General features: G+C 38.0%; 19 protein-coding genes. 6 read left to right on the top strand and 13 right to left on the bottom strand.

Annotated elements, in window-relative coordinates; all coding sequences use genetic code 11:
* The first annotated feature begins 75 nt into the window (after positions 1-75).
* The 3 genes from CWR45_RS04365 to CWR45_RS04355 all read left to right on the top strand — a co-directional run bounded on the left by CWR45_RS04365 (position 76) and on the right by CWR45_RS04355 (position 3757).
* A complete protein-coding gene (locus tag CWR45_RS04365) occupies positions 76-1791 on the top strand; it encodes a PLP-dependent aspartate aminotransferase family protein (RefSeq protein ID WP_115748586.1) in 1716 nt (571 codons plus the stop codon).
* A gap of 456 nt (positions 1792-2247) precedes the next feature.
* Positions 2248-3171, top strand: coding sequence for an SGNH/GDSL hydrolase family protein (locus CWR45_RS04360; protein ID WP_115748585.1), 924 nt, complete (start codon positions 2248-2250; stop codon positions 3169-3171).
* Complete coding sequence (locus tag CWR45_RS04355; protein ID WP_115748584.1) at positions 3134-3757, top strand: YpmS family protein; 624 nt, start codon at positions 3134-3136, stop codon at positions 3755-3757. Before CWR45_RS04360 ends, CWR45_RS04355 begins: the two co-directional genes overlap by 38 nt.
* 560 nt (positions 3758-4317) lie before the next feature.
* Here the strand turns inward: CWR45_RS04355 and CWR45_RS04350 are convergent.
* Positions 4318-4947: a hypothetical protein gene (locus CWR45_RS04350; RefSeq protein WP_115748583.1), complete on the bottom strand. Its 630-nt coding sequence runs from the start codon at positions 4945-4947 to the stop codon at positions 4318-4320.
* Positions 4948-5177: 230 nt separating this feature from the next.
* Between CWR45_RS04350 and CWR45_RS04345 the strand changes: the two genes are divergently transcribed.
* The gene (locus CWR45_RS04345) at positions 5178-6803 is read left to right on the top strand and encodes an ABC-F family ATP-binding cassette domain-containing protein (protein ID WP_115748582.1); all 1626 of its coding nucleotides are present in this window, start codon (positions 5178-5180) and stop codon (positions 6801-6803) included.
* Between the two features lie 279 nt (positions 6804-7082).
* Here the strand turns inward: CWR45_RS04345 and CWR45_RS04340 are convergent, their stop codons facing one another.
* Entirely contained in the window at positions 7083-8039 is a 957-nt protein-coding gene (locus CWR45_RS04340; protein ID WP_115748581.1) for an L-threonine 3-dehydrogenase, read from the bottom strand.
* 31 nt (positions 8040-8070) lie between these two features.
* Complete coding sequence (locus CWR45_RS04335; RefSeq protein WP_115748580.1) at positions 8071-9261, bottom strand: glycine C-acetyltransferase; 1191 nt, start codon at positions 9259-9261, stop codon at positions 8071-8073.
* 249 nt (positions 9262-9510) lie between these two features.
* Here CWR45_RS04335 and CWR45_RS19715 point away from each other — a divergent pair, with 249 nt between their 5' ends.
* Entirely contained in the window at positions 9511-9657 is a 147-nt protein-coding gene (locus tag CWR45_RS19715) for a hypothetical protein (protein WP_170138789.1), read from the top strand.
* A 67-nt stretch (positions 9658-9724) separates the two neighbouring features.
* On the opposite strand, the gene CWR45_RS04330 is transcribed toward CWR45_RS19715, so the two are convergent.
* The 8 genes from CWR45_RS04330 to CWR45_RS19710 form a co-directional block, all read right to left on the bottom strand.
* Complete coding sequence (locus tag CWR45_RS04330) at positions 9725-10513, bottom strand: LysM peptidoglycan-binding and 3D domain-containing protein (RefSeq protein WP_115748579.1); 789 nt, start codon at positions 10511-10513, stop codon at positions 9725-9727.
* A gap of 219 nt (positions 10514-10732) precedes the next feature.
* Positions 10733-11764, bottom strand: coding sequence for an ABC transporter ATP-binding protein (locus tag CWR45_RS04325; protein WP_170138788.1), 1032 nt, complete (start codon positions 11762-11764; stop codon positions 10733-10735).
* On the bottom strand, positions 11754-12785 hold the full coding sequence (locus CWR45_RS04320; RefSeq protein ID WP_115748577.1) for an ABC transporter ATP-binding protein: 1032 nt from the start codon (positions 12783-12785) through the stop codon (positions 11754-11756). The genes CWR45_RS04325 and CWR45_RS04320 overlap by 11 nt, the downstream gene beginning before the upstream one ends.
* 19 nt (positions 12786-12804) lie before the next feature.
* On the bottom strand, positions 12805-13725 hold the full coding sequence (locus CWR45_RS04315) for an ABC transporter permease (protein ID WP_115748576.1): 921 nt from the start codon (positions 13723-13725) through the stop codon (positions 12805-12807).
* Entirely contained in the window at positions 13725-14660 is a 936-nt protein-coding gene (locus CWR45_RS04310; RefSeq protein ID WP_115748575.1) for an ABC transporter permease, read from the bottom strand. Before CWR45_RS04310 ends, CWR45_RS04315 begins: the two co-directional genes overlap by 1 nt.
* A gap of 155 nt (positions 14661-14815) precedes the next feature.
* On the bottom strand, positions 14816-16534 hold the full coding sequence (locus CWR45_RS04305; protein ID WP_115748574.1) for a peptide ABC transporter substrate-binding protein: 1719 nt from the start codon (positions 16532-16534) through the stop codon (positions 14816-14818).
* 879 nt (positions 16535-17413) lie between these two features.
* The gene (locus tag CWR45_RS04300) at positions 17414-18340 is read right to left on the bottom strand and encodes a DUF1002 domain-containing protein (RefSeq protein ID WP_115748964.1); all 927 of its coding nucleotides are present in this window, start codon (positions 18338-18340) and stop codon (positions 17414-17416) included.
* A gap of 145 nt (positions 18341-18485) precedes the next feature.
* Positions 18486-18668 carry a hypothetical protein gene (locus CWR45_RS19710; protein WP_170138783.1) on the bottom strand — a complete coding sequence of 61 codons (183 nt, stop codon included), beginning with the start codon at positions 18666-18668 and terminating at the stop codon, positions 18486-18488.
* Between CWR45_RS19710 and CWR45_RS04295 the strand changes: the two genes are divergently transcribed.
* A complete protein-coding gene (locus tag CWR45_RS04295; protein WP_115748573.1) occupies positions 18622-19863 on the top strand; it encodes an MFS transporter in 1242 nt (413 codons plus the stop codon). The two genes, CWR45_RS19710 and CWR45_RS04295, sit on opposite strands and share 47 nt — an antisense overlap.
* 60 nt (positions 19864-19923) lie before the next feature.
* On the opposite strand, the gene CWR45_RS04290 is transcribed toward CWR45_RS04295, so the two are convergent.
* Entirely contained in the window at positions 19924-21096 is a 1173-nt protein-coding gene (locus CWR45_RS04290; protein ID WP_115748572.1) for an iron-containing alcohol dehydrogenase, read from the bottom strand.
* 13 nt (positions 21097-21109) lie between these two features.
* Complete coding sequence (locus CWR45_RS04285; protein WP_115748571.1) at positions 21110-21487, bottom strand: RidA family protein; 378 nt, start codon at positions 21485-21487, stop codon at positions 21110-21112.
* Position 21488: the final 1 nt, after the last annotated feature.

The following is a 21488-nucleotide window of genomic DNA, read 5'->3' as shown; positions in this document are numbered from 1 at the left end:
CTTAGGAAGAGGGTTTTTTTCTACTCCTCTTCCTCCAGATGCAAATTTTTTAAAACATTAAGGAGGAATTTATGTATGACTCAATTTCATTTGCAAAATCCAGAAACAATCTTACTTCATGGTGGCCAGTCTCCTGATCCTAGTACAGGAGCACGTGCAGTACCAATCTATCAAACTACTTCCTATGTATTTCGTGACACCGAACACGCACAAAATCTTTTTGGATTAGCCGAATCTGGTAATATTTATTCACGAATTATGAATCCAACTGTTGATGCTTTTGAACAACGCGTCGCACTATTGGAAGATGGGATTGGCGCAGTTGCAACCTCATCCGGAATGGCTGCAATCACGCTAGCAATTTTAAACATTGCAGGAACTGGTGATGAAATTATTGCAGACAGTAATTTATACGGTGGAACGTATAATCTTTTTGCAACTACATTACCCCGCTATGGAATCACGGTAAAATTCGTTGATGGCACAGATCCAGAAGCATTTCGAGCAGCAATCACAGATAAGACGAAGGCGATTTTTGGTGAGATCATTACAAATCCTAGCCTTTACGTATTTGATGTAGAAACAATAGCTGAAATTGCACATGAAAATGGCATTCCGCTAATTATTGATAATACGTTTGCACCTTATATTGCAAAGCCAATTGCTTGGGGTGCTGATATTGTTGTCCACTCTGCAACGAAATGGATTGGGGGACATGGGACAACGATTGGTGGCGTTGTAGTTGATGGTGGACGTTTCAATTGGGATAACGAACGTTTCCCTGGTTTCACCGAGCCTGATGCAAGCTATAATGGAATTCGTTACGTTGATGTCGGTGCAGCTGCATTTGCAACAAAATTACGTGTACAGCTTCTTCGCGATATTGGTGCGTCTTTAAGTCCGCAAAACGCATTCTTATTGCTTCAAGGCTTAGAAACATTGCATTTACGAATTCAAAGACATAGCGAAAATGCAGTAGAGGTTGCAAATTACTTGGAAAACCACCCAGCAGTTGAATGGGTTAAATTCCCTGGCTTAGAAAACCATCCTTCCCACAGCCTTGCAAAAAAATACTTTACAAATGGATTTGGCTCAATCATTACATTCGGTATTAAAGGCGGTCGAGACGCAGGTAGAAAGTTAATCGACAATATTAAGCTTTGGTCTCATGTAGCCAATGTCGGCGATGCAAAATCGCTAATTATTCACCCTGCTTCAACTACGCATCAACAATTGAATGCAGAGGATTTGCAGAAAAGTGGCGTAACCGAGGAGCTCGTTCGTTTATCAATCGGTCTCGAATCAACGAAAGATACACTTGCTGATTTGGACCAGGCCATTGCTATTGCTGTTGGAGAAGCTAAGACTTTAAAAACAACCGATGAAGATGCTATTAAATGGTTGCTCACTTCTCCATTTAATCGAGATGAAGCTGGTATTCGTAAGAAAGTAATTGCAACTTCAGGGCAAACAAATCATGCGATCAAAAAATTAGCATCGTCTGGATACCAAATTATTTCTTTCGGGGAAAACACCAGCTATCAAACTTTAGAAGACATTCCAGTTGAAGTTGATGCAGTATGGACTGCTGATGGCACCCTACCAATTTCGTCTATCGAACAAATCATTAATAAACAAGGTAAAATCCTTTGGGTGGAGCATCTTGCGAAGGCAGATAACACAGTTGAGCATGCGAAGGCAGCCGGGATTACAGTTATCAGTAACAAGGATATTTATACAGAATTTATAAAAGCGAGAGGACAATCGACGAATGTAGTGACTGTCGTATGATTAGGATAGATTTTTCATCGAATGAAACCTACTATATTCAGCCCTGGTACTTGTCTGAAGATTTCAATCAAACGTTTGATTGAAATCTTCTAAGTCACTAATTTTAGCTTTTTATAAGATGTCACCTATCTTTTGGAGACATCTTATTTTTTATTTTCTATAAGCTTCAAATTTAAACGATAACAATTAGTCAGCGAAATTGTTAATATGCCACTTATCGCCTACCATATCTGTGCAAAATCAATTCGTGGAGTAGAAATTAACATCACTATTACGTCTTAATTAATTACGATAACAATAACGGAGGTAAATTAACCTATTTTTATTGGACAGTGTTTAACTTTCATTAATATTGCTTACAATATTAGGGTATACATTATGAAGATGTACTTTTTAATGAAGTCATCTAGCAATTTTTTATCATAATATATACTAGCTATGTATAGGTGTGATTAGATGAAAAAATTGTTTTTATTTTTTATAATTTTTATTTTTACAATTAGTACTTGTATGATATATTTTTTAAATCGTACTGAACCCGAACAGCAAGACTCCTTTTTATCCCCACAGAAGGAACAGCAAGTAGTTTATAAGAAACCTGTTGAAAGAGAAACCCCAGTAGACGACATGAATCTGAAAGAAGTTGCCCTTCCAGATAAAATTATTGAGGCTGTTCATTGGACAATTGAGGCAATTCCTGTTCATGGCACACAAATTGTTGCAATTGGCGATTCACTTACAGAAGGGTTTGGTGATACTACTAAACGTGGTGGATATGTCGGCATTCTTGATCGTACCCTTAATGATGGACGTCAAATCGCGAAATTTAATAATTTTGGCAAACGCGGAATTAGTTCAGCACAACTATTGCAGCAATTAAATAAAGAGGAAGTCTTTACCGCAATGAAAGATTCGAATATCGTATTAATTACAATTGGCGCAAATGATATACTACAAGTAGTGAGAGAGAATATTACAGATTTGCAGATAGAAGACTTTGCACCAAAACAAATGGAATTCGGAAAAAATGTAATCCGCATTATCGAACAGATACGAGAATTGAACCCAAGTTCGAAAATCTATTTAATTGGTTTTTATAATCCCTTTGAACGATATTTTTCAGATATTAAGGAACTGAATATGATAGTTGAATCTTGGAATAATACGACAAGGCTTATTACTGAACGCTATAGCAACCTTACGTTTATCCCTACAGATGATTTATTCCAGGAAAGGAATATTAATCTTTTGGCAGAGGATAACTTTCATCCAAATTACATTGGCTATCACCGAATTGCAACTCGTGTATTAGCGTATATTACAAAAGAGAAGGATGAAGAACATGTCCACTCGAAACCAGCGTTTGAAAGAGAAAAATAAATGGAAAACTCTCTTTTATAGCTTACTTGCTCTAAATATTGCCTTTATCATCTTGATTGCAGCTCTTGTTTTTTGGCCTGGATCACGTGGAGATATCACTTTAAATGAAGAGAATGAGAAAAACGTAAGCTCCGAATTTTTCGTGCGAACAACGAAGAAAAACTTAAATGATTTAATCAATACTTACCTTGCTCAGCTCCAGAAGGGTTCCGAGCATCAATATCAAGTTTCTCTTGATGATGATGTGCAATTAATTGGGGAATTACCCGTTTTCTCAACTACTGTACCGCTCGCCGTTCATCTTGAACCACTTGTACAGGAAAATGGGGATATTATTTTAAAGCTCCGCTCGATTTCCGTTGGCTTACTAGAATTGCCTAATAAAATCATCATGGAATTCATGAAGGAATATTTATCGATGCCCGAATGGGTAACAATAGTTCCAAATGAGGAGGCAATCTATCTTGCCGTGACGGAAATAAAAATGAAAAGTAATTTCCATGTCGCGGTAGAACATATCGACCTGGAAGCAAATAACTTAGTGTTTAAAATTAATGTACCCTATCAATCATTTGGGATTGATTGAGATGCTTGAAGTAGGTTCTTCCATTCACCATACAACTTGCTTTTTCTAGACTGTTCGCTAAGAATTTGGACTGCTGTGAATCGTCCCCCTGAAAAGATTCGTTATTTTTCTGAATAAAGGATGGTAATATAGAGGTTGATTATTCTGCCACATAGCAGCAATGTTGATATCCACTACGGACAATAGCAAACCTTATAGCAACTCTTCATTTTTCAAGGAGCCACCTGTTCACAACGACGATCAACGCACGAAAATGATTAAAAAAATCATCTGTTCAATAATTGATAACGCACATACCCAGTGAGGAAGTACACGAGGACTCCTCGAAAATAAAGTTTAAATTGTCTGATTGCGATGTAACGTTGAAGCTTTTCTTGTCCGGTGGGAACAGCGAAGACGGTAAAGACCTTAGCGCTTTTTAGGGCTTGACGCCCACGGAAAGCGTAGTGTATTTCTGCAGCGGTCGGCCATGAGCAATCGTTATCATAAGTTTTGTCGCAATTTAATAATAAACATTGCAAAGAAGTTAAAAAAAGAACTCTACGATCGTAAAGTTCTTCTTACTTCATCACGAAGCGTTTAACTGTATTAGATAAGAAAAATGTAAATGATTGCTTAGGTGAAATTTGATCACCAATGACTAACTTTCTTTCTTCAATCGCATGCTCAGGCTGGTAATCCTCTAATATTCCTTGGTAAATTAATTGCATCCCTTCGTACATGCGAAGATCAGCAGGAGTAGTTAGACTAGGAGGCTTGCCAAATTCAAATCTCTCGGAATCTTTCAAAACGGTTGCAACGAATTGCGAACAGAAGAAAGCGTTCTTACGTTTAATCTCAATTTGCAATAATATCCCAAACAGACCAATGAAATTATATTTATAATCATGTTTTCTTGCTTCTATTTCTTCAATGTTACGGATAACAGATTGATATTCCGCTTCACTTAGTTGATATCGATAAATGGCGCACTCAGATTTTTTAAAGAAGTCACTATGAATATCTTCTTTTACAAACCCGCCAATAAATGGGTTATTTGGATTTTTACGCCCAAAACTATAAACATCCTTCAATGTATGATCATAGCTTATGGAAACATGATTATAGGATGTCCTCGTATAATAATGGATTGTCCTCGATAATACGGTCCCTGTATCAGTAAACAGGAAATAGATTGTTCTTTTTCCCATCCAATTCACTCCTTCCCCAATCTATTGGATAGGAATTCATTTTCTCACATCTTCACTTAAAAATATAGCTTTATTTTCCATTAGTCACTAAAAATTGGAAATTTTATAATACCTTCAATAAAAAAATCACTTCCTATTATAATAGATAACAGTTTTACATTGACGAAGACCCTTAAATGACGTAAGCTAACCTTGATTACTATTTATTTAATTGGAGGAAACAATTAATTATGATAACTGTAAATAATGTTAGTTTACGATATGGTGACAAGAAACTTTTTGAAGATGTTAACTTAAAATTCACTCCTGGTAACTGTTATGGTGTCATTGGCGCAAATGGTGCTGGAAAGTCGACTTTTCTAAAAGTGTTATCTGGTGAAGTTGAACCACAAACAGGAAATGTTTCCATGTCTCCTGGTGAGCGACTAACGATGTTGAAACAGGACCACTTTGCCTTTGAAGATCACGAAGTATTAGATACCGTATTAATCGGCTTTGAGAAATTATATAAAGTGAAGCAGGAGAAAGACGCAATTTACATGAAAGCCGACTTCTCAGAGGAAGATGGAATGCGTGCAGCTGAGCTTGAAGGTGAATTCGCAGAAATGAATGGTTGGGAAGCTGAATCAGATGCAGCCATTTTATTAAAAGGCCTTGGCATTGATGAGTCCCTTCATACGAAGAAAATGAGCGAATTACCAGAAGACCAAAAAGTAAAAGTATTGCTAGCACAAAGTTTATTCGGTAATCCGGATATTCTGCTGCTCGATGAGCCGACAAACGGTCTTGATCTACAGGCAATTCAATGGCTAGAAGAATTCCTAATCAATTTCGAGAATACTGTTATTGTCGTTTCCCATGACCGTCACTTCCTAAATAAGGTATGTACACATATTGCGGATGTTGACTTTGGTAAAATTCAAATCTACGTTGGTAACTATGATTTCTGGTATGAATCTAGTCAGCTAGCAACGCAAATGGCGCAAGATGCTAACAAGAAGAAGGAAGAAAAGATTAAAGAACTTCAAGCCTTCGTTGCTCGTTTTAGTGCAAATGCATCGAAATCAAAACAAGCAACTTCTCGTAAGAAGATGCTTGAAAATATTACACTTGATGATATTCGACCATCATCACGTAAATATCCATATATCGCCTTTACTCCTGAACGTGAAATTGGTAATGATTTATTACGTGTCGAAGGACTTACGAAAACTATCGGCGGCAAGAAAGTATTGGATAATATTAGCTTCACTATAAATAAAGACGACAAAGTCGCATTCCTTGGACAGGATGATATTGCAAAAACGACTTTATTCAAAATCCTAACTGGCGAGCTTGAGCCTGATTCTGGTTCATATAAATGGGGTGTGACAACCTCTCAATCTTATTTTCCAAAAGACAATAGTGAGTTCTTCGAAAATAATGAGCTTTCACTAGTTGATTGGTTACGTCAATATTCATCACCAGATGAACAAACAGAAACTTTCTTACGTGGATTCCTAGGTAGAATGTTATTCTCTGGCGAAGAAGCTTTGAAGAAGGCAAATGTATTATCTGGTGGAGAGAAAGTTCGTTGCATGCTTTCGAAAATGATGCTTTCAAGTGCAAATGTATTAATCCTTGATGAGCCAACAAACCATTTAGATCTTGAATCAATCACATCATTAAATAATGGTTTAATTAAATTTAAAGGGTCTATCCTGTTTACATCACATGACCATCAATTTGTTAATAGTATTGCAAATCGCCTGATTGAAATCACACCAAGCGGAATCTTAGATAAAGAAATCAGCTACGATGAATATGTTCAAGATAAAGACATTCAAAAGAGAATTCGTGAGATGTATGCTGTTTAATAATGAATGATGCGTTCTTCCATTGGGAGGACGTATTTTTTACTTATGATTGTTTTCTTGCTGCACTCCTGACGATATCTGTGCGCTCCTGCTGATTTATTTTTTCTCCTGACGATATCCGCCCGCTCCTGCTGATTTATTTCTTCTCCTGACGATATCTGCGCGCTCCTGCTGATTTATTTGTCCTCCTGACGATATCCGCGCTCTCCTGCTGATTTATTTTTTCTCCTGACGATATCTACGCACTCCTGCTGATTTATTTCTCCTCCTGATGATATCTTACTCCATTCCTAACTTCCCAGTAATTTTCTCTAGCATATCCTTCGTCAGCTTTTCTAAATCATATTCCACCCGAAATCCCCATTCATTTACTGCTGCAGAGGAGTCGATGGCGTTTGGCCAGCTATCCGCAATAACTTGCCTTGTAGGATCTACTTGATAATCTAATTTAAACGTCGGTATATACTTCCGAATTATAGCAGCAAAATCCTCTGGGGCTGCAGAGAATGCTGACACATTGTAGGCATTACGATGCAGCAGTTTTTCGGGATTCTCCTCCATCAGGGTAATAATTGCATTAATTGCATCGGGCATATACATCATATCTAGTGTTGTTCCTTCTTTAATATAAGACGTATATGCTTTATTTTTCACTGCATGATAATATATTTCCACTGCATAATCAGTCGTTCCTCCTCCTGGTGGTGCAATATATGAAATTAACCCTGGAAAACGCAGGCCACGTGTATCGACTCCAAATCGCTTAAAATAATAATCACATAATAATTCTCCAGCAACCTTACTGAGGCCGTACATTGTCGTTGGACGTTGGAACGTATTTTGTGGTGTAAGATTTTTCGGTGTGGAAGGTCCAAAAGCACCTATCGAGCTTGGTGTAAAAAATTTTAAATTAAGCTCTCTAGCAACTTCTAATGTATTTATCAATCCTCCCATATTAATATTCCACGCAAGCCTTGGATTCCTCTCCGCATTAGCAGACAATAAGGATGCTAAATGGATTATTGTGTCTACTTGATATTTTGCAGCAACGTAGTAGATCCCTGCCTCCTCTGTTACATCAACTACTTCAAATGGACCCTTCTTTTCAATAACATTAGCATCGCAGGCACGTATATCTGTTGCAATAACATTCATTGTTCCATAAGTTTCACGCAGCTTAGCAACAAGCTCTGTTCCTATTTGACCAAGCGCACCAGTTACTAGAATTCGTTTCATTTCCAGTACCCCTTTGTTACAAAATGATTAATTAAATGATGCCTAGCTCTTTCCCAACCTGCTCGTAAACTGAAATGGCTTCATCTAACATTTCTTTTGTATGTGCAGATGTTGGCATATTGCGAACACGCCCGGTTCCTCTTGGCACTGTTGGAAAAACAATTGCCTTCGCATAGACCCCTTCTTCATTTAATCGCTTACTAAACATTTGAGCCTTCTTCTCATCCCCAATAATACAAGGGGTAATCGGTGTTTCACTATGTCCAATGTTAAACCCTAATTTCATTAATCCATTCTTTAAATAATTACCATTTTCCCATAGTTGAACATTTAACTCCTTACTATCCATTAATATTTCAAGCGCCTTTGCGCTCGCAATCGTATCAGCTGGAGATAGTGCAGTTGAGAATAAAAAGGGACGTGAGCGCACTTTTAACCAGTTGATTAGATTTTCTTTTCCAGCGACATATCCACCAACAACACCAATTGCCTTCGAGAGAGTCCCCATTTGAAAATCTATTTGCTTCTCAAGTCCAAAGTGTTTAACTGTTCCGGCTCCATTTCCCGTTACCCCAGAACCATGTGCATCATCAACATAAGTAATCAGGTCAAATTCTTTGGCAATTTCAACGATCCCCGGGAGATTTGCAATATCTCCATCCATCGAAAATACCCCATCGGAAATAACCATAACTTTTTTATATGCTCCAGATTGGACCGCTTTCCTAGCCTTTTGGCGAAGGTCCTTCATGTCAGAATGCTCAAACTGAATTATTTTTGCCTTTGATAGACGACATCCATCGATAATCGATGCATGGTTTAGTGAATCAGAAAGGATTGCATCATTTTTATCCATCACTGCAGAAATTGCCGCCATATTGCAATTAAACCCAGATTGATAGGAAATAGCCGCTTCTGTCCCCTTGAATTGCGCTAGTTTTTCCTCTAGCTGAATATGTAAATCAAGCGTTCCATTTATCGTTCGAACAGCTCCAGCCCCTACACCATAGGTATCAACCGCTTGCTTTGCTGCTACCATTAATCGATTATCTGTGGCTAGACCTAAATAATTATTTGATGAAAGATTAATTTTTTCTTGTCCATTGATCGTAATGATTGGTCCATTTGCCCCCTGTACGACATCAATCTCATTATATAGACCATGCTCTTTCAAATTAGCAATACTTTCATCTAGAAACTGATTCAATGCCTTACTTGTCATTTTTCACTTCCCCCTTACAATGGTTGCGCTTACTTCATTTGCAATTTATCATAATTAACAGTAAACGTCACTGCATGTATACTGCGAGAAAGTCTTTAATATTTTCGTAGCCACCAATAAATGATATCTACTCTCTTTCTATGATTATAATTTGATGGTTATTCCTAATTATTGAAAGAATTCCCAATGGTTAATTACAATGTTTTTTATTATAATGGGAATAGAAACAACTTTTGGAGGCATTATTTGATGAGAAAAGTATTAGTTACCCTGTTTGCAGCCATTATTATCGGCATTGGCCTGGTAGGATTTAAGCAATTAACCGATGAACCTACCGAAGTAATCCAGGACAATAATCATTCTAAGAAAATCAATGTATCGCTTAATATAAGATAGATATATAGGTTTAGAGCTCAAAAAAAAGGAAAGCATTATTATATAGATGCTTTCCTTTTTGCTGGCATTATTTAACAATTGTTACGTCAACTGTACGAACGCCCCAATTCATTGCTTCATTTGTTGTTGGGACATGAATGTCAATCTTGTTACCTTTAATAGCGCCGCCGATATCAGCCGCTGTTGCATATCCGTAACCTTCCACGTAAACTTCTGAACCTAGTGGAATAACGTTAGGATCAACAGCAATTACTTTTGCATTAGGATTTGCATTAAGGTCAACACCTGTATACGTTAGACCAGAACAACCCTCACATTTTGCAGTATATGCTGTTGCTTTCACTGAAATTGTTTTACCTTGTGGAGCTTGCTTTTCTTGTGTTTCACTCTTTGGTGCTTCTGTTTGTGCTGATGCAGTATTCTGTGTATTTTTTTCACTAGATGTTGCATCTGTAGTTGCTGGCTTACTAGATTCCTTCGTTACTGCTATGTCATCTTGCTTTACATTACCATTCTTAATTGATAATTCTTGACCAATAACGATTAGGTCTGTTCTTAAATCATTCCACTCTCTTAAATCTTTCAACGTAACATTTTGCTCGTTAGCGATACTTGATAATGTATCACCTGGGCGCACTGAATATTTATCTTTAATAATAATTAATTGTTTTGGGTGAATTACTGAGTCTTTAAGTTCGTTTATATCTATCAATTCATCTACAGTCGTATTAGTTTCATTTGCAATATCCCAAAGGCTATCACCTTTTTGTACTTCGTATTCCTCTGCGGAAACATTCGTTACAGCTGCGCCAGCAATGATAATCCCAGTAGCAATTGCCGCTACAAATTTCTTCATTTGGGTTCCTCCTTAAATTTCTGACAAACCCAATACTAACACAGGATAATATCGAATACAGTTACAAGGCGTTTAAGAGTCTATTACAAGAATGACTGATTTGGGCAATAATATTACAAATGTAATAATTTTGATATAAAAGTCTCATATTTTACAAGATACATTACAAAAGTCATAGAATAATAGATTTTGCAACAAAAATCCTTTACATTCTCAACATTATACTTGTAAATTTTCTATCTTTTTATTAACTCTATTTTTATATTCCTCGTTATAATTATCATCATACACATGACATGCCACCCAATGTTCTTGCTTATATTCCTGCCATGTTGGTTCTACTTTTGCACAAACATCCATTGCTAGTGGGCACCTCGTTCGGAATCTGCAACCACTTGGTGGATTAACAGGGCTTGGAACATCGCCTTCTAATATGATTCGTTCACGTGATCGCTCGACCCTTGGATTCGCAATTGGAATAGCGCTTATTAATGCTTTTGTATAGGGATGCAATGGTTCACGATATAGTTCATCACTTTTTGCGATTTCCGCTATTTTTCCTAAGTACATTACTCCAACACGATCACTAATATGTTTCACCATTGATAAATCATGGGCAATGAAAAGATAAGTTAAGCCATGCTCCCTTTGCAGTCGTTTCAGCAAATTTACAACCTGGGCCTGTATCGAAACATCTAATGCTGAGATCGGCTCATCAGCAACAATGAATTCCGGGCTAACTGCTAATGCACGGGCAATTCCAATCCGTTGGCGTTGTCCACCACTAAATTCATGCGGATAGCGATTACCATGGTCTTTGTTCAGGCCAACAATTTCTAGTAATTCATTGACGCGAATAGTTCTTTCTTTTGACGATTTAATCAATCCATGAATGTCGATACCTTCTGCAATAATATCTTTTACCGTCATCCTTGGGTTCAGAGATGCATAAGGATCCTGGAAAATCATTTGCATTGAGCGATTAAATGCCTTTAATTGCTTTTTCGATTTAGCCTGATGAACATCCTCTCCATCAAATGTCACTTTCCCTTCCGTTGCTCCATATAGTCTCATGATTGCCCTACCCGCAGTAGATTTCCCACAACCAGATTCCCCAACGAGTCCGAATGCTTCTCCTTTATATATATCAAATGTAATTCCATCTACAGCCTTTAATACACTGTTTCTGTCTAGTTTAAAGTGTTTTTTTAAATCTTTTATTTCCAGCAGCTTTTCTTTTTCATATGACATAGATATCCTTCCCTTCTACTATTGCAGATTCAGGGATATCTACTTTAGGTGCTCGCGCATCTATCAACCAGCAAGCTGCTTCATGGGTGGAAGAAACAGACGTATACGCTGGCATATAGTCACTGCAAACATTCATAGCGTATGGACAACGTGCTACAAATGGACATCCTTTTGGTGGTTCGGCTAAATCTGGCGGGGAACCTGGAATAACCTGTAGTTCCTCCTGTTCCGTGTCGAGCTTCGGCATGGAACCTAGTAATCCCCAAGTATAAGGGTGCTTTGGTTCATAAAATATCTCATCCACTGTACCTGTTTCCACAATCTTACCACCATACATGACAGCTACTCGACTAGCTGTATTTGCAACTACACCTAAATCATGCGTAATTAATATGATTGCTGTACCTGTTTCCTCCTGTATTTGACGCATTAGTTCAAGGATTTGCGCTTGAATAGTTACATCTAATGCGGTTGTCGGTTCATCGGCAATCAGGATTTTAGGATTACATGACAGCGCAATGGCAATCATCGCACGTTGTCGCATTCCACCCGAATATTGATGTGGATATTGTTTAATTCGTACCTCTGGAGTTGGAATGCCAACTAATTTTAATAACTGAATACCCCGAAGATGTGCTTCCTTCTTCGACATATTTTGGTGTTTTATTAATCCTTCCGCAATTTGCTTACCAATTGTCATCGTCGGATTTAAAGAAGTCATTGGGTCTTGGAAGATCATACTTATTTCCTTCCCACGAATACTTTCCATCTGCTTTTCAGTTTTTTGCAGCAGATTTTCCTCATTATATCGAATTTCGCCACCGACGAATTTCCCCGGTGGTGTTGGGACAAGCCGCATCACCGATTGGGCTGTCACACTTTTACCAGAACCAGACTCACCTACAATTGCAAGCGTTTCCTTTTTGTTTAATTGAAAACTAACATCCCGTACCGCTTTTACTTCTGCTCCATATGTATCAAACGATACTGAAAGATTCTTTACTTCTAAGAGTTTGCTCATCTTTTACGTCCTCCCTTTATTAGCGTTCATTCGGATCCAATGCATCTCTCATTCCATCACCAACAACATTAAATGCTAGCATCGTTATACAAATAAATACTGCTGGAAAGAATAGTTGATTTGGGTAGTATTGTAATGCGGGTAGAGCATCAGACGACATCGTTCCCCAACTTGCTAGTGGAGCTTGAACACCAATACCTAGAAAACTCAAGAATGATTCTGTAAAAATAGCACTCGGAATTGTTAGCGTTAACGTAACCAAAATGGGGCCCAGAGTATTAGGAATGAGGTGTCTTACTAATAATCTACCATTACTAGCTCCCAACGATCTTGATGCCATAACAAATTCTTCTGATCGAAGCTGTATAACTTGTCCACGGACAATTCTTGCCATATTGATCCACCCTGTTATCGTCATCGCAATAATTAACGTCCATAAATTCTGCGGCAATACGACCAATAGCAAAATAACAACTAATAAATATGGTACACCATATAAGACATCTGCAATTCGCATTAGAATCTCATCGACTTTTCCACCGAAGAAACCTGCAACTGCCCCCCAAATAACACCGATTACTAAATCAATCAGGGCTGCCATTAAACCTATAAATAAGGAGATTTGTGCACCATACCATGTTCTTGCAAATACATCTCTCCCTAAATTATCCGTACCAAACCAATGCTCAGCAGATGGTGGCTGGTTTGCTTCCAATAATCGGTTTTCATAATAGTTCTGCCCAGAGATAGGACCACCAATGATTGCCATTATTCCTAATAATAGAATGATAACAATTCCTAAAAATGCTAGTTTATTCTTTCTAAATCGACGCCAAGCATCCTTCCAATAAGAGGTACTTTCGCCAACGATTTTCTCCGCCTCTGATTGTTTTAATTGTAATGGTTCAAAATCGATTTTCTTTAATTGTCGATGCTCCATTACTTATCCCCCTCTTTCGATGTTACTTTAATGCGTGGATCAATTAATCCATATAGAAGATCGACGATTAAAATCGAAAACAAAAGAAGAACGCTGAAGAAGACGGTAGTCCCCATAATTACCGTATAATCCCGATTGGTAACACTCACAACAAACTCACTACCTAAACCAGGAATCCCAAAAATCTTCTCAATCACAAAACTACCCGTAAGTATTGTTACAACTAGTGGACCTAAGTAAGAGACAACTGGTAATATTGCATTGCGCAATGCATGCTTATAGGTTACAACTCGTTCACTGAGCCCTTTCGATTTTGCCGTTTTAATATAATCTCGATTTAAAACATCTATCATACTCGATCGCATCAGCCTCGCAATAAAGGCTAATGGCGTTGTCGCTAAGGCAATTGCTGGTAAAATTGTGTGTGCAAACGACTCGAATCTAGCAATCGGTAAAACTTGAAGATAAATTGCGAAGATATATTGTAAGACTGCAGCCATAATGAAGCTTGGAACAGAAATTCCTAAGACAGCAATGACCATTGCCATATAATCGCCAAATTTATTATGCTGTACAGCTGCAAGAACCCCTAGTAAAACTCCAAACGATATTGCGATAAAGATAGCTTCTAATCCAAGTATTAATGAATAAGGGAAGCTCCTGCCAATAATTTCTGTAACTTCTTGTCCAACATATTTAAAAGACGGACCAAAGTCGAATGTGAATGCATTAATAAGATATGTGAAATATTGTTCATGAATTGGATCATTAAATCCATATGCTTCATTCATCTGTGCTTCAATTGCTGGTGTTAATGCTCGTTCCGATGCAAAAGGCCCACCTGGTGCAGCCTTCATTAAGATAAAAGTAACTGTAACGATTAAAAATAAGGAAAGAATGATATAGCCAATTCTTTTGAGTAAGTATTTAACCAAGAACGTTCACCTCCATAATAATTTGAGGAAGCATACATTATGTGGATAATGATTGCCTTATGTAATTTGAAATTATTAATGGGAATCAACATAAGGCATACAGATACATCTATACGCCTTACGTTGAAATACACCATTTTAATTACAAATTAGATTTATTCCTCGGCAAGATATGCCCACTTAAACTGTACCCCACCAAGCGGCGATACTTCTAAATCTTTTACAAAGTCCTTGCTTAGCCATGCATTCGTGTAGAAGTAAATTGGAGCGATTGGTAGATCCTCCATAAATATTGCTTCCGCTTCACGTAAAATTTCTTTACGCGCATCTGGATCTGTTTCTGTTCTTGATTGTTCAATCAGATTTGAATATTCTTCGCTTTCCCAGTTCGTATAGTTGTTACCACCGACAGATTGGAAAAGCTCGATAAAATTAATTGCGTCGTTAAAATCTGCAAGCCAGCCCATACGACCTGTTTGGAAATTACCTGCGCTCATACTATCAAGGTAAACATTCCACTCTTCATTATTAAGTGTTACCTCAACCCCTAAATTCTGTCTCCACATATCTTGTACAGCTTGTGCAATTGCCGCATGTGCTTCACTCGTATTATAGGAGAGACTAATTGCCGGTAGCTCTTCTAATCCTAGTTCCTCTAGTCCAGTTGCTAAATACTCTTTCGCCGTCTCCACATCATTATCTTTAAAGTAGCCTTCCTCACTTTCCTCCCAAATCGATGGAGGTACAAGTGCCATTGCTGGGATTTCCTCACGTTGTGTAACACTTTGGACAATACCTTCACGATTTATTGCAAGAGCAAAAGCCTTCCTGATATTAACATTATTAAATGGTTCTACTTCTGTATTAAATGCATAGTAATACACCCCTGCTAATGGTGAAATGTTTAATGAACCGTCCGCTTTTAATGACGGAATCGCTGATAATGGCAATGCGTCTGTTGGATCTCCAGCCCAGTCCAATTCCCCACTATTAAACATCTCTAAAGAAGTATTTTCATCATCAATCATATACATATTAATTGTTTCTAATTTTACAGTATCTGCATCCCAATATTCAGGATTCTTCTTCAGTACGATTTGATCTTTATGTGCCCATGATTCGATTAAGAACGGTCCATTGGTAACATACGTATCCGTTACATTAAGTGCCCAGTCAGTTGCGCCCTCAACTACCTTTTGGTTGACTGGATAGTAGGTATAGAAAGCAGTAAGATCTAAGAAATACGGTGTTGGTTGTTCAAGTATGACTTCTAACGTCTTTTCATCTATGGCGGTGACACCAATATCATCGCTTGAAGCACCTTCTTCTTTCGCAGCTTGTGCTCCTTTAATAACATATAATTGGTAGGCATAGTCAGTGTCTGCATTATCCGGATTTAATACCCATTTCCAAGCGTATTCAAAATCTCCCGCCGTTACTGGATCACCATTTGACCATACAGCGTCTTCACGAATATGGAATGTATACGTTAACAAATCGTCAGACACATCATAGGATTCAGCCATCGCTTCCTCCACTTCACCATCTTGATTTATTCGCATTAATCCTTCAAATATCTGATAGAGTACAGCCCCAGAAGTAGTATCTGAAGCAAGACCAGGATGTAATGATGGAGGCTCCGTTCTAATATTTATATCAAATGTTTGATCGGCAGCAAGACCATCTCCACTTGCCGAAGCTTCTGTATCTTCCTCTGTGCCTTCTGTATCTTCTGATTCTGCGGGTTCTTCCGTATTACCTTCCTCAGTTCCATCGTCCTCACTTTCTGCGGGCTCATCTCCACTACAAGCAGCTAGCAAGACTCCTAATGCGAGTAATAACGTTAAAAGCAATGACCAACTCTTCCACTTCATTCTTTTGACCCCTCTCTTATCATATCTATTTTATTTAACAGACAATTCAAAATTACCTGTGATAGATATTATACTATTATATTGAGATATATCAACACAATTTTTATAAAAGTCACAAAATATAATATTATAGTTATATACTATATATTGTAAAAATTGAATAAATATAAGTTTAATTGAATAATAGATTAGGAACTTCCTGAAGGTTGCCTTGCATTAGAAAACTAGAGTACCACCATATTTCAAAGTGGCATCATACGTTATAGTTATACAGGGAGGAAGTTTTTAAATACTATCTGCGCGGTGATGAATGATAATCCGAGATTGATATAAAGTGCAAGCTAGGCTCAATATTGATATCCCTCTGAGGACAGTCGCATTCCATAGACAACCCGGTCTGCTTCTATGGAAGAAAAGCACTTCCGATGCATCTTCAGCCTTTGTCATTACCACAGGACAAGGAATACTCCGACAATGTTATACTTCGTTAGAAAACCGTTCTATTTTTGAGGATTTTCATTGTCCGCAGCGAAAGATTCATTCACGGCGTTATTTAGCGTTCGACAATTTCCCATATATAGATTTCGCTCATACCAGCGAAGGAAATACACGAAGACTCCTGCGGGAGGAACGGCCTCGGTGAGACTACGAAGTGCGATAGCACAAGTAGGCTCACCAGCCGCCCGCGGAAAGCGTAGTGTATTTCCGGAGCGACTGGTCTGTGAGCATTTGCTAACCTAAGCTACCTCGCACTTTAAATGAAAGAGTCACAGGTATAATTGTAAGTACGCTAAGAGGTGATACATGCTCTAAATTGGAACGGATATTGCCATAATAAAAAGGACTCCACTACTAGAGTCCCTTTATCAATCTCTTATTTTATTTGAACAATCCACCAAAGAAATTACTTATCCCTTGGAACATTTCACTAAAGAAGTTTGCTACCTTCTCCCAGAAACTAGCATCTAATCCTAATTCATTTGCTTTATCTGAAATCGAAGAAGCAATATCTTCAAGTTGAGTTTTAACTGCCCCAAAATCTATATCAATATTACGCATCTTATCAAATAGATCAATCAACATTTGTCGATCCGCTTCATTTAACATGATTTCTAGATTTTGTAATTGTTCACTAACAATTTGTTCGACATCTTCCCTTGTTGCGGGGTTTTGGTCAGCAATCATTTGTTTAATTTCTGTCAATAATTGACTTACCTTCTCTTGTGACATACCTTCATTATCAGCCAGATCTGTTGCTACACCGAGCTCTTCATTTGCAATTTCCATTCGCTCTTTGTCTAGCTCTATGCCTTCTGCATCATACGCCTTGTAAATTCCAGTTAATGCAGAATGTCCTGATACCTTAACTGGAGAAACGACATCAACCGTTGCATCGGATACACCAGCTGTTAGTAATGCATTAGCGTACATGTCACTCGACACTTCTGTAATATTTTCGGGCGTAACAATATTAATCGTCAACCCATTTCCTTCTTCCTGGCGCACAATTTTTGCTGATGAAAACAATCTAGCATTTGCATCACCATTAATATAATTTACAACATCCTGTCCAGTAACATCGTATTCCACAACTGCTTCTGGGTCGCTTACTTCTAATTTTTCGCGTACTTCATTTCGCTGATCCTCTGACAATGTGCCACCATAGACAACAATCGGCGGTCCTAATTTCTCATTAATAGATTCTGTATCCGTCGGTCCAGTGGCTGCATATACAGGTATCGATAATCCGAGGAGGATACTAACGATAATAACTAGTGAAATAATCTTTTTCAAATGTAACTTCATCATATTTTAATCTCCTTATAAATCGACATTATTAATCTTACTTTAGTCAACATGTGGATTCCTATCTATTATAACCTTTTCATAACTTTATGGATATTTTTTTCTCCATTTCTTGCATTTCTCGAATCTGGTAATTTGTAAATCTTCATCCATCTATTCTTGAGCATATTATTTCCAATATTAATTCGGGTACAGTATATTTAGGGTATCGAAGTATTTTCGGAAAGGAGTCCAATCCAATTACTGATTCATCACAAGCTGTAAAACGTAATTTAGCAATCATGTGGTTTGCTAACTTTTTTGTTTCTGGAAGTATGACAATGGTCATCCCATTCATCTCCTTATACATTAGCTCCTTTGGTAACTTCTCCGCTTCATATGTCCAAACATGGTCAGGACTGACTTTTGCTGTGACATTCGTTACCGCGTTTATCTTTGCACCAATCTGGGGAAGGATTGGCGACAAATTTGGTCGAAAGAACATTTTGATTATATCGGCCGCTGGTATTGGTATTTCTGTGTTCTTAATGGGGTTTGCCACATCTGTATGGCAGCTTTTTTTATTGCGTCTCCTTATGGGAATTGTAACGGGATTTATCCCTATGTCACAAGCGTTTATCTCGACACAAACACCAAAAGAAGTTGCAGGTAAAGTACTTGGAACACTGCAAACTGGTGGTGTTACAGGTGCATTAATTGGACCAATGCTAGGCGGAGTACTTGCAGACACATTTGGGTATGCAAATTCATTTAAATGGGTCTCTATAACAATATTCTTATCTGCATTGCTTGTTTTATTTGGTGTAAAAGAAATTCAAGTTAAACTTTCTACGGATAAGAGAGATTATAAGACTTATTCTAGCAAAGATGTTGTACGCCATATTTTCGGGAAGCCAACATTACTTGTCGTATTGCTGTTATCTGCACTTGTACAAATAGCAAACTTTAGTATTCAGCCAATCCTATCTTTATTTGTCGAAGAGATTCATGGTCCAGTAAATATAGCCTTTTTTGCTGGTGTAGCATTTTCTGCTGCTGGTTTAGGTAATCTATTTATGGCAAGAAGCTGGGGCAAGCTCGGAGATAGAATTGGGCATATCAAAATTTTAACCCTTCTCTTGCTATTATCAGGAATCGTTTATCTCCCAGGCGCATTAGTTACGAGTCTTTGGCAATTAGTACTGCTACGATTTTTATTAGGAGTAACAATGGGTGGGATTATCCCTGCACGCATTGCATATATTAGAGAAGCTGCACCACTTTCCATGCAAGGTGAAGTTCTCGGGTACAACACGAGCTTACGATTTTTAGGAAATGTGATTGGTCCAGCAATGGGTGGAATTATTGCGGCAGCATTTGGTTTCTCAGCAGTATTCTTCGTGACAAGCATACTGCTGATCTTATGTGGGGTTATTATGTTATTCACTTGGTATCGATTTGATCATACCGCTAAGCGTTCACATTCATTTCACTCTCGTCACCATGCAAGACAAGTAATATTAAAGGAAGCACGCGAGAAATAAGACCTTGTGCTTCCTTTTTTTATCTTTATTCTACAATATTCCCCAGGAAATATCAGTTAATTACAAGCTCGCTTGAAAGATGGCAAGAGAATCCTCTTTATTAAGTTTTTTAAATCCACCGTATTCTGCACTCATCGTAACTGTCTTTTCCGCCATAGATTCTACTGAGTTTTCATTAATATCATAATCAGCTAATGTTGCTGGTGCTCCAATACTTGTCCAAAACGCTCGTAATCGATTAATGCCTTCAAGGGCTACTTCTCTGTCTGACTTCCCAGTTGGATCCACATTGAATACACGAACAGCCAGTTGCTTAAAGCGTGGTGCATTCTCATCGCCAAGTACATGCTTCATCCAGTTTGGAAAGATAATCGCTAGCCCGCCACCATGTGGAATGTCATGGACTGCGGAAACTGCATGCTCTAGATTATGTGAAGCCCAATCACCAGAGAAGCCAATGTTTAGCATATTATTTAATGCTAGCGTTCCACTGAGCATAATCGTCTCCCGATACTCATAACTCTCTAAATTGTCGAGTAGTTTTGGCGCTGTTTCTATTACGGTCGTCAAAATACCCTCACAAAAACGATCTTGAACTTTCGTATTGGTTGCCTGATGGAAGTAATGTTCTAGTACATGTGACATCATGTCGACTATCCCATAGATTGTTTGGTCACGTGGAACGGAAACCGTATGCATCGGATCAAGGATAGAAAATTTCGGAAAGGTATACGGCGCAATTCCCCATCCATACTTTTCTTTTGTCTCCCAATTTGTTATAACGGAACCACTATTCATTTCCGATCCGGTCGCGGCTAACGTCAGTACTGTACCAAATGGCAGGGCATCTTTAGCACGCGCTTTTCTAGTAATAATATCCCACATGTCTATATCAGTTTTAGCACCAACCGCGATTGCTTTGGTACAATCTATTGTGCTTCCACCACCAACAGCTAAGATAAAATCGATTGCTTCATTTTTACAAATCTCGACACCTTTGCGGACTGTCGAAATTCTTGGGTTAGGCTCTACACCTGCTAACTCAAATACTACTGCATTTATTTCCGCTAATTTATTAATAATATTATCGTAAATACCATTGCGCTTGATACTTCCTCCGCCATAAACGACGAGCACCCTCTTGCCATACTGCTCAATTTCATTTGGCAAAGCATCTAATTGGCCTTTTCCAAATATTAATCTTGTCGGATTGTAATACGTAAAATTATCCATATGAGCTTTCCCCCTATTTAGTATATGCTACAACATCCATCTCAACTAGGACATCCTTCGGTAAACGGCTTACCTCAACTGTTGCACGGGCCGGATATGGTTCTGCTAAGAATTCCCCGTATATTTCATTAACTGTTGTAAAATGTTCCATTGAAGCTAAATAAATAGTGAATTTAACAACGCTAGAAAAATCAGTACCTGCTTCAGCTAAAATAGCTTGTAGGTTTTTCAATACTTGCTCTGTTTGCTTTTCAATTCCTTCTACAACTTCAGATGTATCCGGATTAATTGGAATTTGGCCTGAAACATAAACGAAATCTCCTGCTACGATTGCTTGCGAATATGGTCCAATTGCTGCTGGTGCTTTGTCTGTTTGAATTGCTTTTACCATT

Origin of the sequence: Oceanobacillus chungangensis, assembly GCF_003369565.1 — a bacterium.
GTDB classification, from domain to species: domain Bacteria; phylum Bacillota; class Bacilli; order Bacillales; family Amphibacillaceae; genus Oceanobacillus; species Oceanobacillus chungangensis.
The sequence above is the reverse complement of the archived record's forward strand: the minus strand, read 5'-3'. Positions and strand labels throughout refer to the sequence as shown.

What these genes read in the sequence shown, in the direction of transcription:
- CWR45_RS04365 (WP_115748586.1), top strand. Translation starts at nt 76, where the DNA reads ATGACTCAATTTCATTTGCAAAATCCAGAAACAATCTTACTTCATGGT.
- CWR45_RS04360 (WP_115748585.1), top strand. Translation starts at nt 2,248, where the DNA reads ATGAAAAAATTGTTTTTATTTTTTATAATTTTTATTTTTACAATTAGT.
- CWR45_RS04355 (WP_115748584.1), top strand. Translation starts at nt 3,134, where the DNA reads ATGTCCACTCGAAACCAGCGTTTGAAAGAGAAAAATAAATGGAAAACT.
- CWR45_RS04350 (WP_115748583.1), bottom strand. Translation starts at nt 4,947, where the DNA reads ATGGGAAAAAGAACAATCTATTTCCTGTTTACTGATACAGGGACCGTA.
- CWR45_RS04345 (WP_115748582.1), top strand. Translation starts at nt 5,178, where the DNA reads ATGATAACTGTAAATAATGTTAGTTTACGATATGGTGACAAGAAACTT.
- CWR45_RS04340 (WP_115748581.1), bottom strand. Translation starts at nt 8,039, where the DNA reads ATGAAACGAATTCTAGTAACTGGTGCGCTTGGTCAAATAGGAACAGAG.
- CWR45_RS04335 (WP_115748580.1), bottom strand. Translation starts at nt 9,261, where the DNA reads ATGACAAGTAAGGCATTGAATCAGTTTCTAGATGAAAGTATTGCTAAT.
- CWR45_RS19715 (WP_170138789.1), top strand. Translation starts at nt 9,511, where the DNA reads ATGAGAAAAGTATTAGTTACCCTGTTTGCAGCCATTATTATCGGCATT.
- CWR45_RS04330 (WP_115748579.1), bottom strand. Translation starts at nt 10,513, where the DNA reads ATGAAGAAATTTGTAGCGGCAATTGCTACTGGGATTATCATTGCTGGC.
- CWR45_RS04325 (WP_170138788.1), bottom strand. Translation starts at nt 11,764, where the DNA reads ATGTCATATGAAAAAGAAAAGCTGCTGGAAATAAAAGATTTAAAAAAA.
- CWR45_RS04320 (WP_115748577.1), bottom strand. Translation starts at nt 12,785, where the DNA reads ATGAGCAAACTCTTAGAAGTAAAGAATCTTTCAGTATCGTTTGATACA.
- CWR45_RS04315 (WP_115748576.1), bottom strand. Translation starts at nt 13,725, where the DNA reads ATGGAGCATCGACAATTAAAGAAAATCGATTTTGAACCATTACAATTA.
- CWR45_RS04305 (WP_115748574.1), bottom strand. Translation starts at nt 16,534, where the DNA reads ATGAAGTGGAAGAGTTGGTCATTGCTTTTAACGTTATTACTCGCATTA.
- CWR45_RS04300 (WP_115748964.1), bottom strand. Translation starts at nt 18,340, where the DNA reads ATGAAGTTACATTTGAAAAAGATTATTTCACTAGTTATTATCGTTAGT.
- CWR45_RS04295 (WP_115748573.1), top strand. Translation starts at nt 18,622, where the DNA reads ATGTGGTTTGCTAACTTTTTTGTTTCTGGAAGTATGACAATGGTCATC.
- CWR45_RS19710 (WP_170138783.1), bottom strand. Translation starts at nt 18,668, where the DNA reads ATGACCATTGTCATACTTCCAGAAACAAAAAAGTTAGCAAACCACATG.
- CWR45_RS04290 (WP_115748572.1), bottom strand. Translation starts at nt 21,096, where the DNA reads ATGGATAATTTTACGTATTACAATCCGACAAGATTAATATTTGGAAAA.
- CWR45_RS04285 (WP_115748571.1), bottom strand. Translation starts at nt 21,487, where the DNA reads ATGGTAAAAGCAATTCAAACAGACAAAGCACCAGCAGCAATTGGACCA.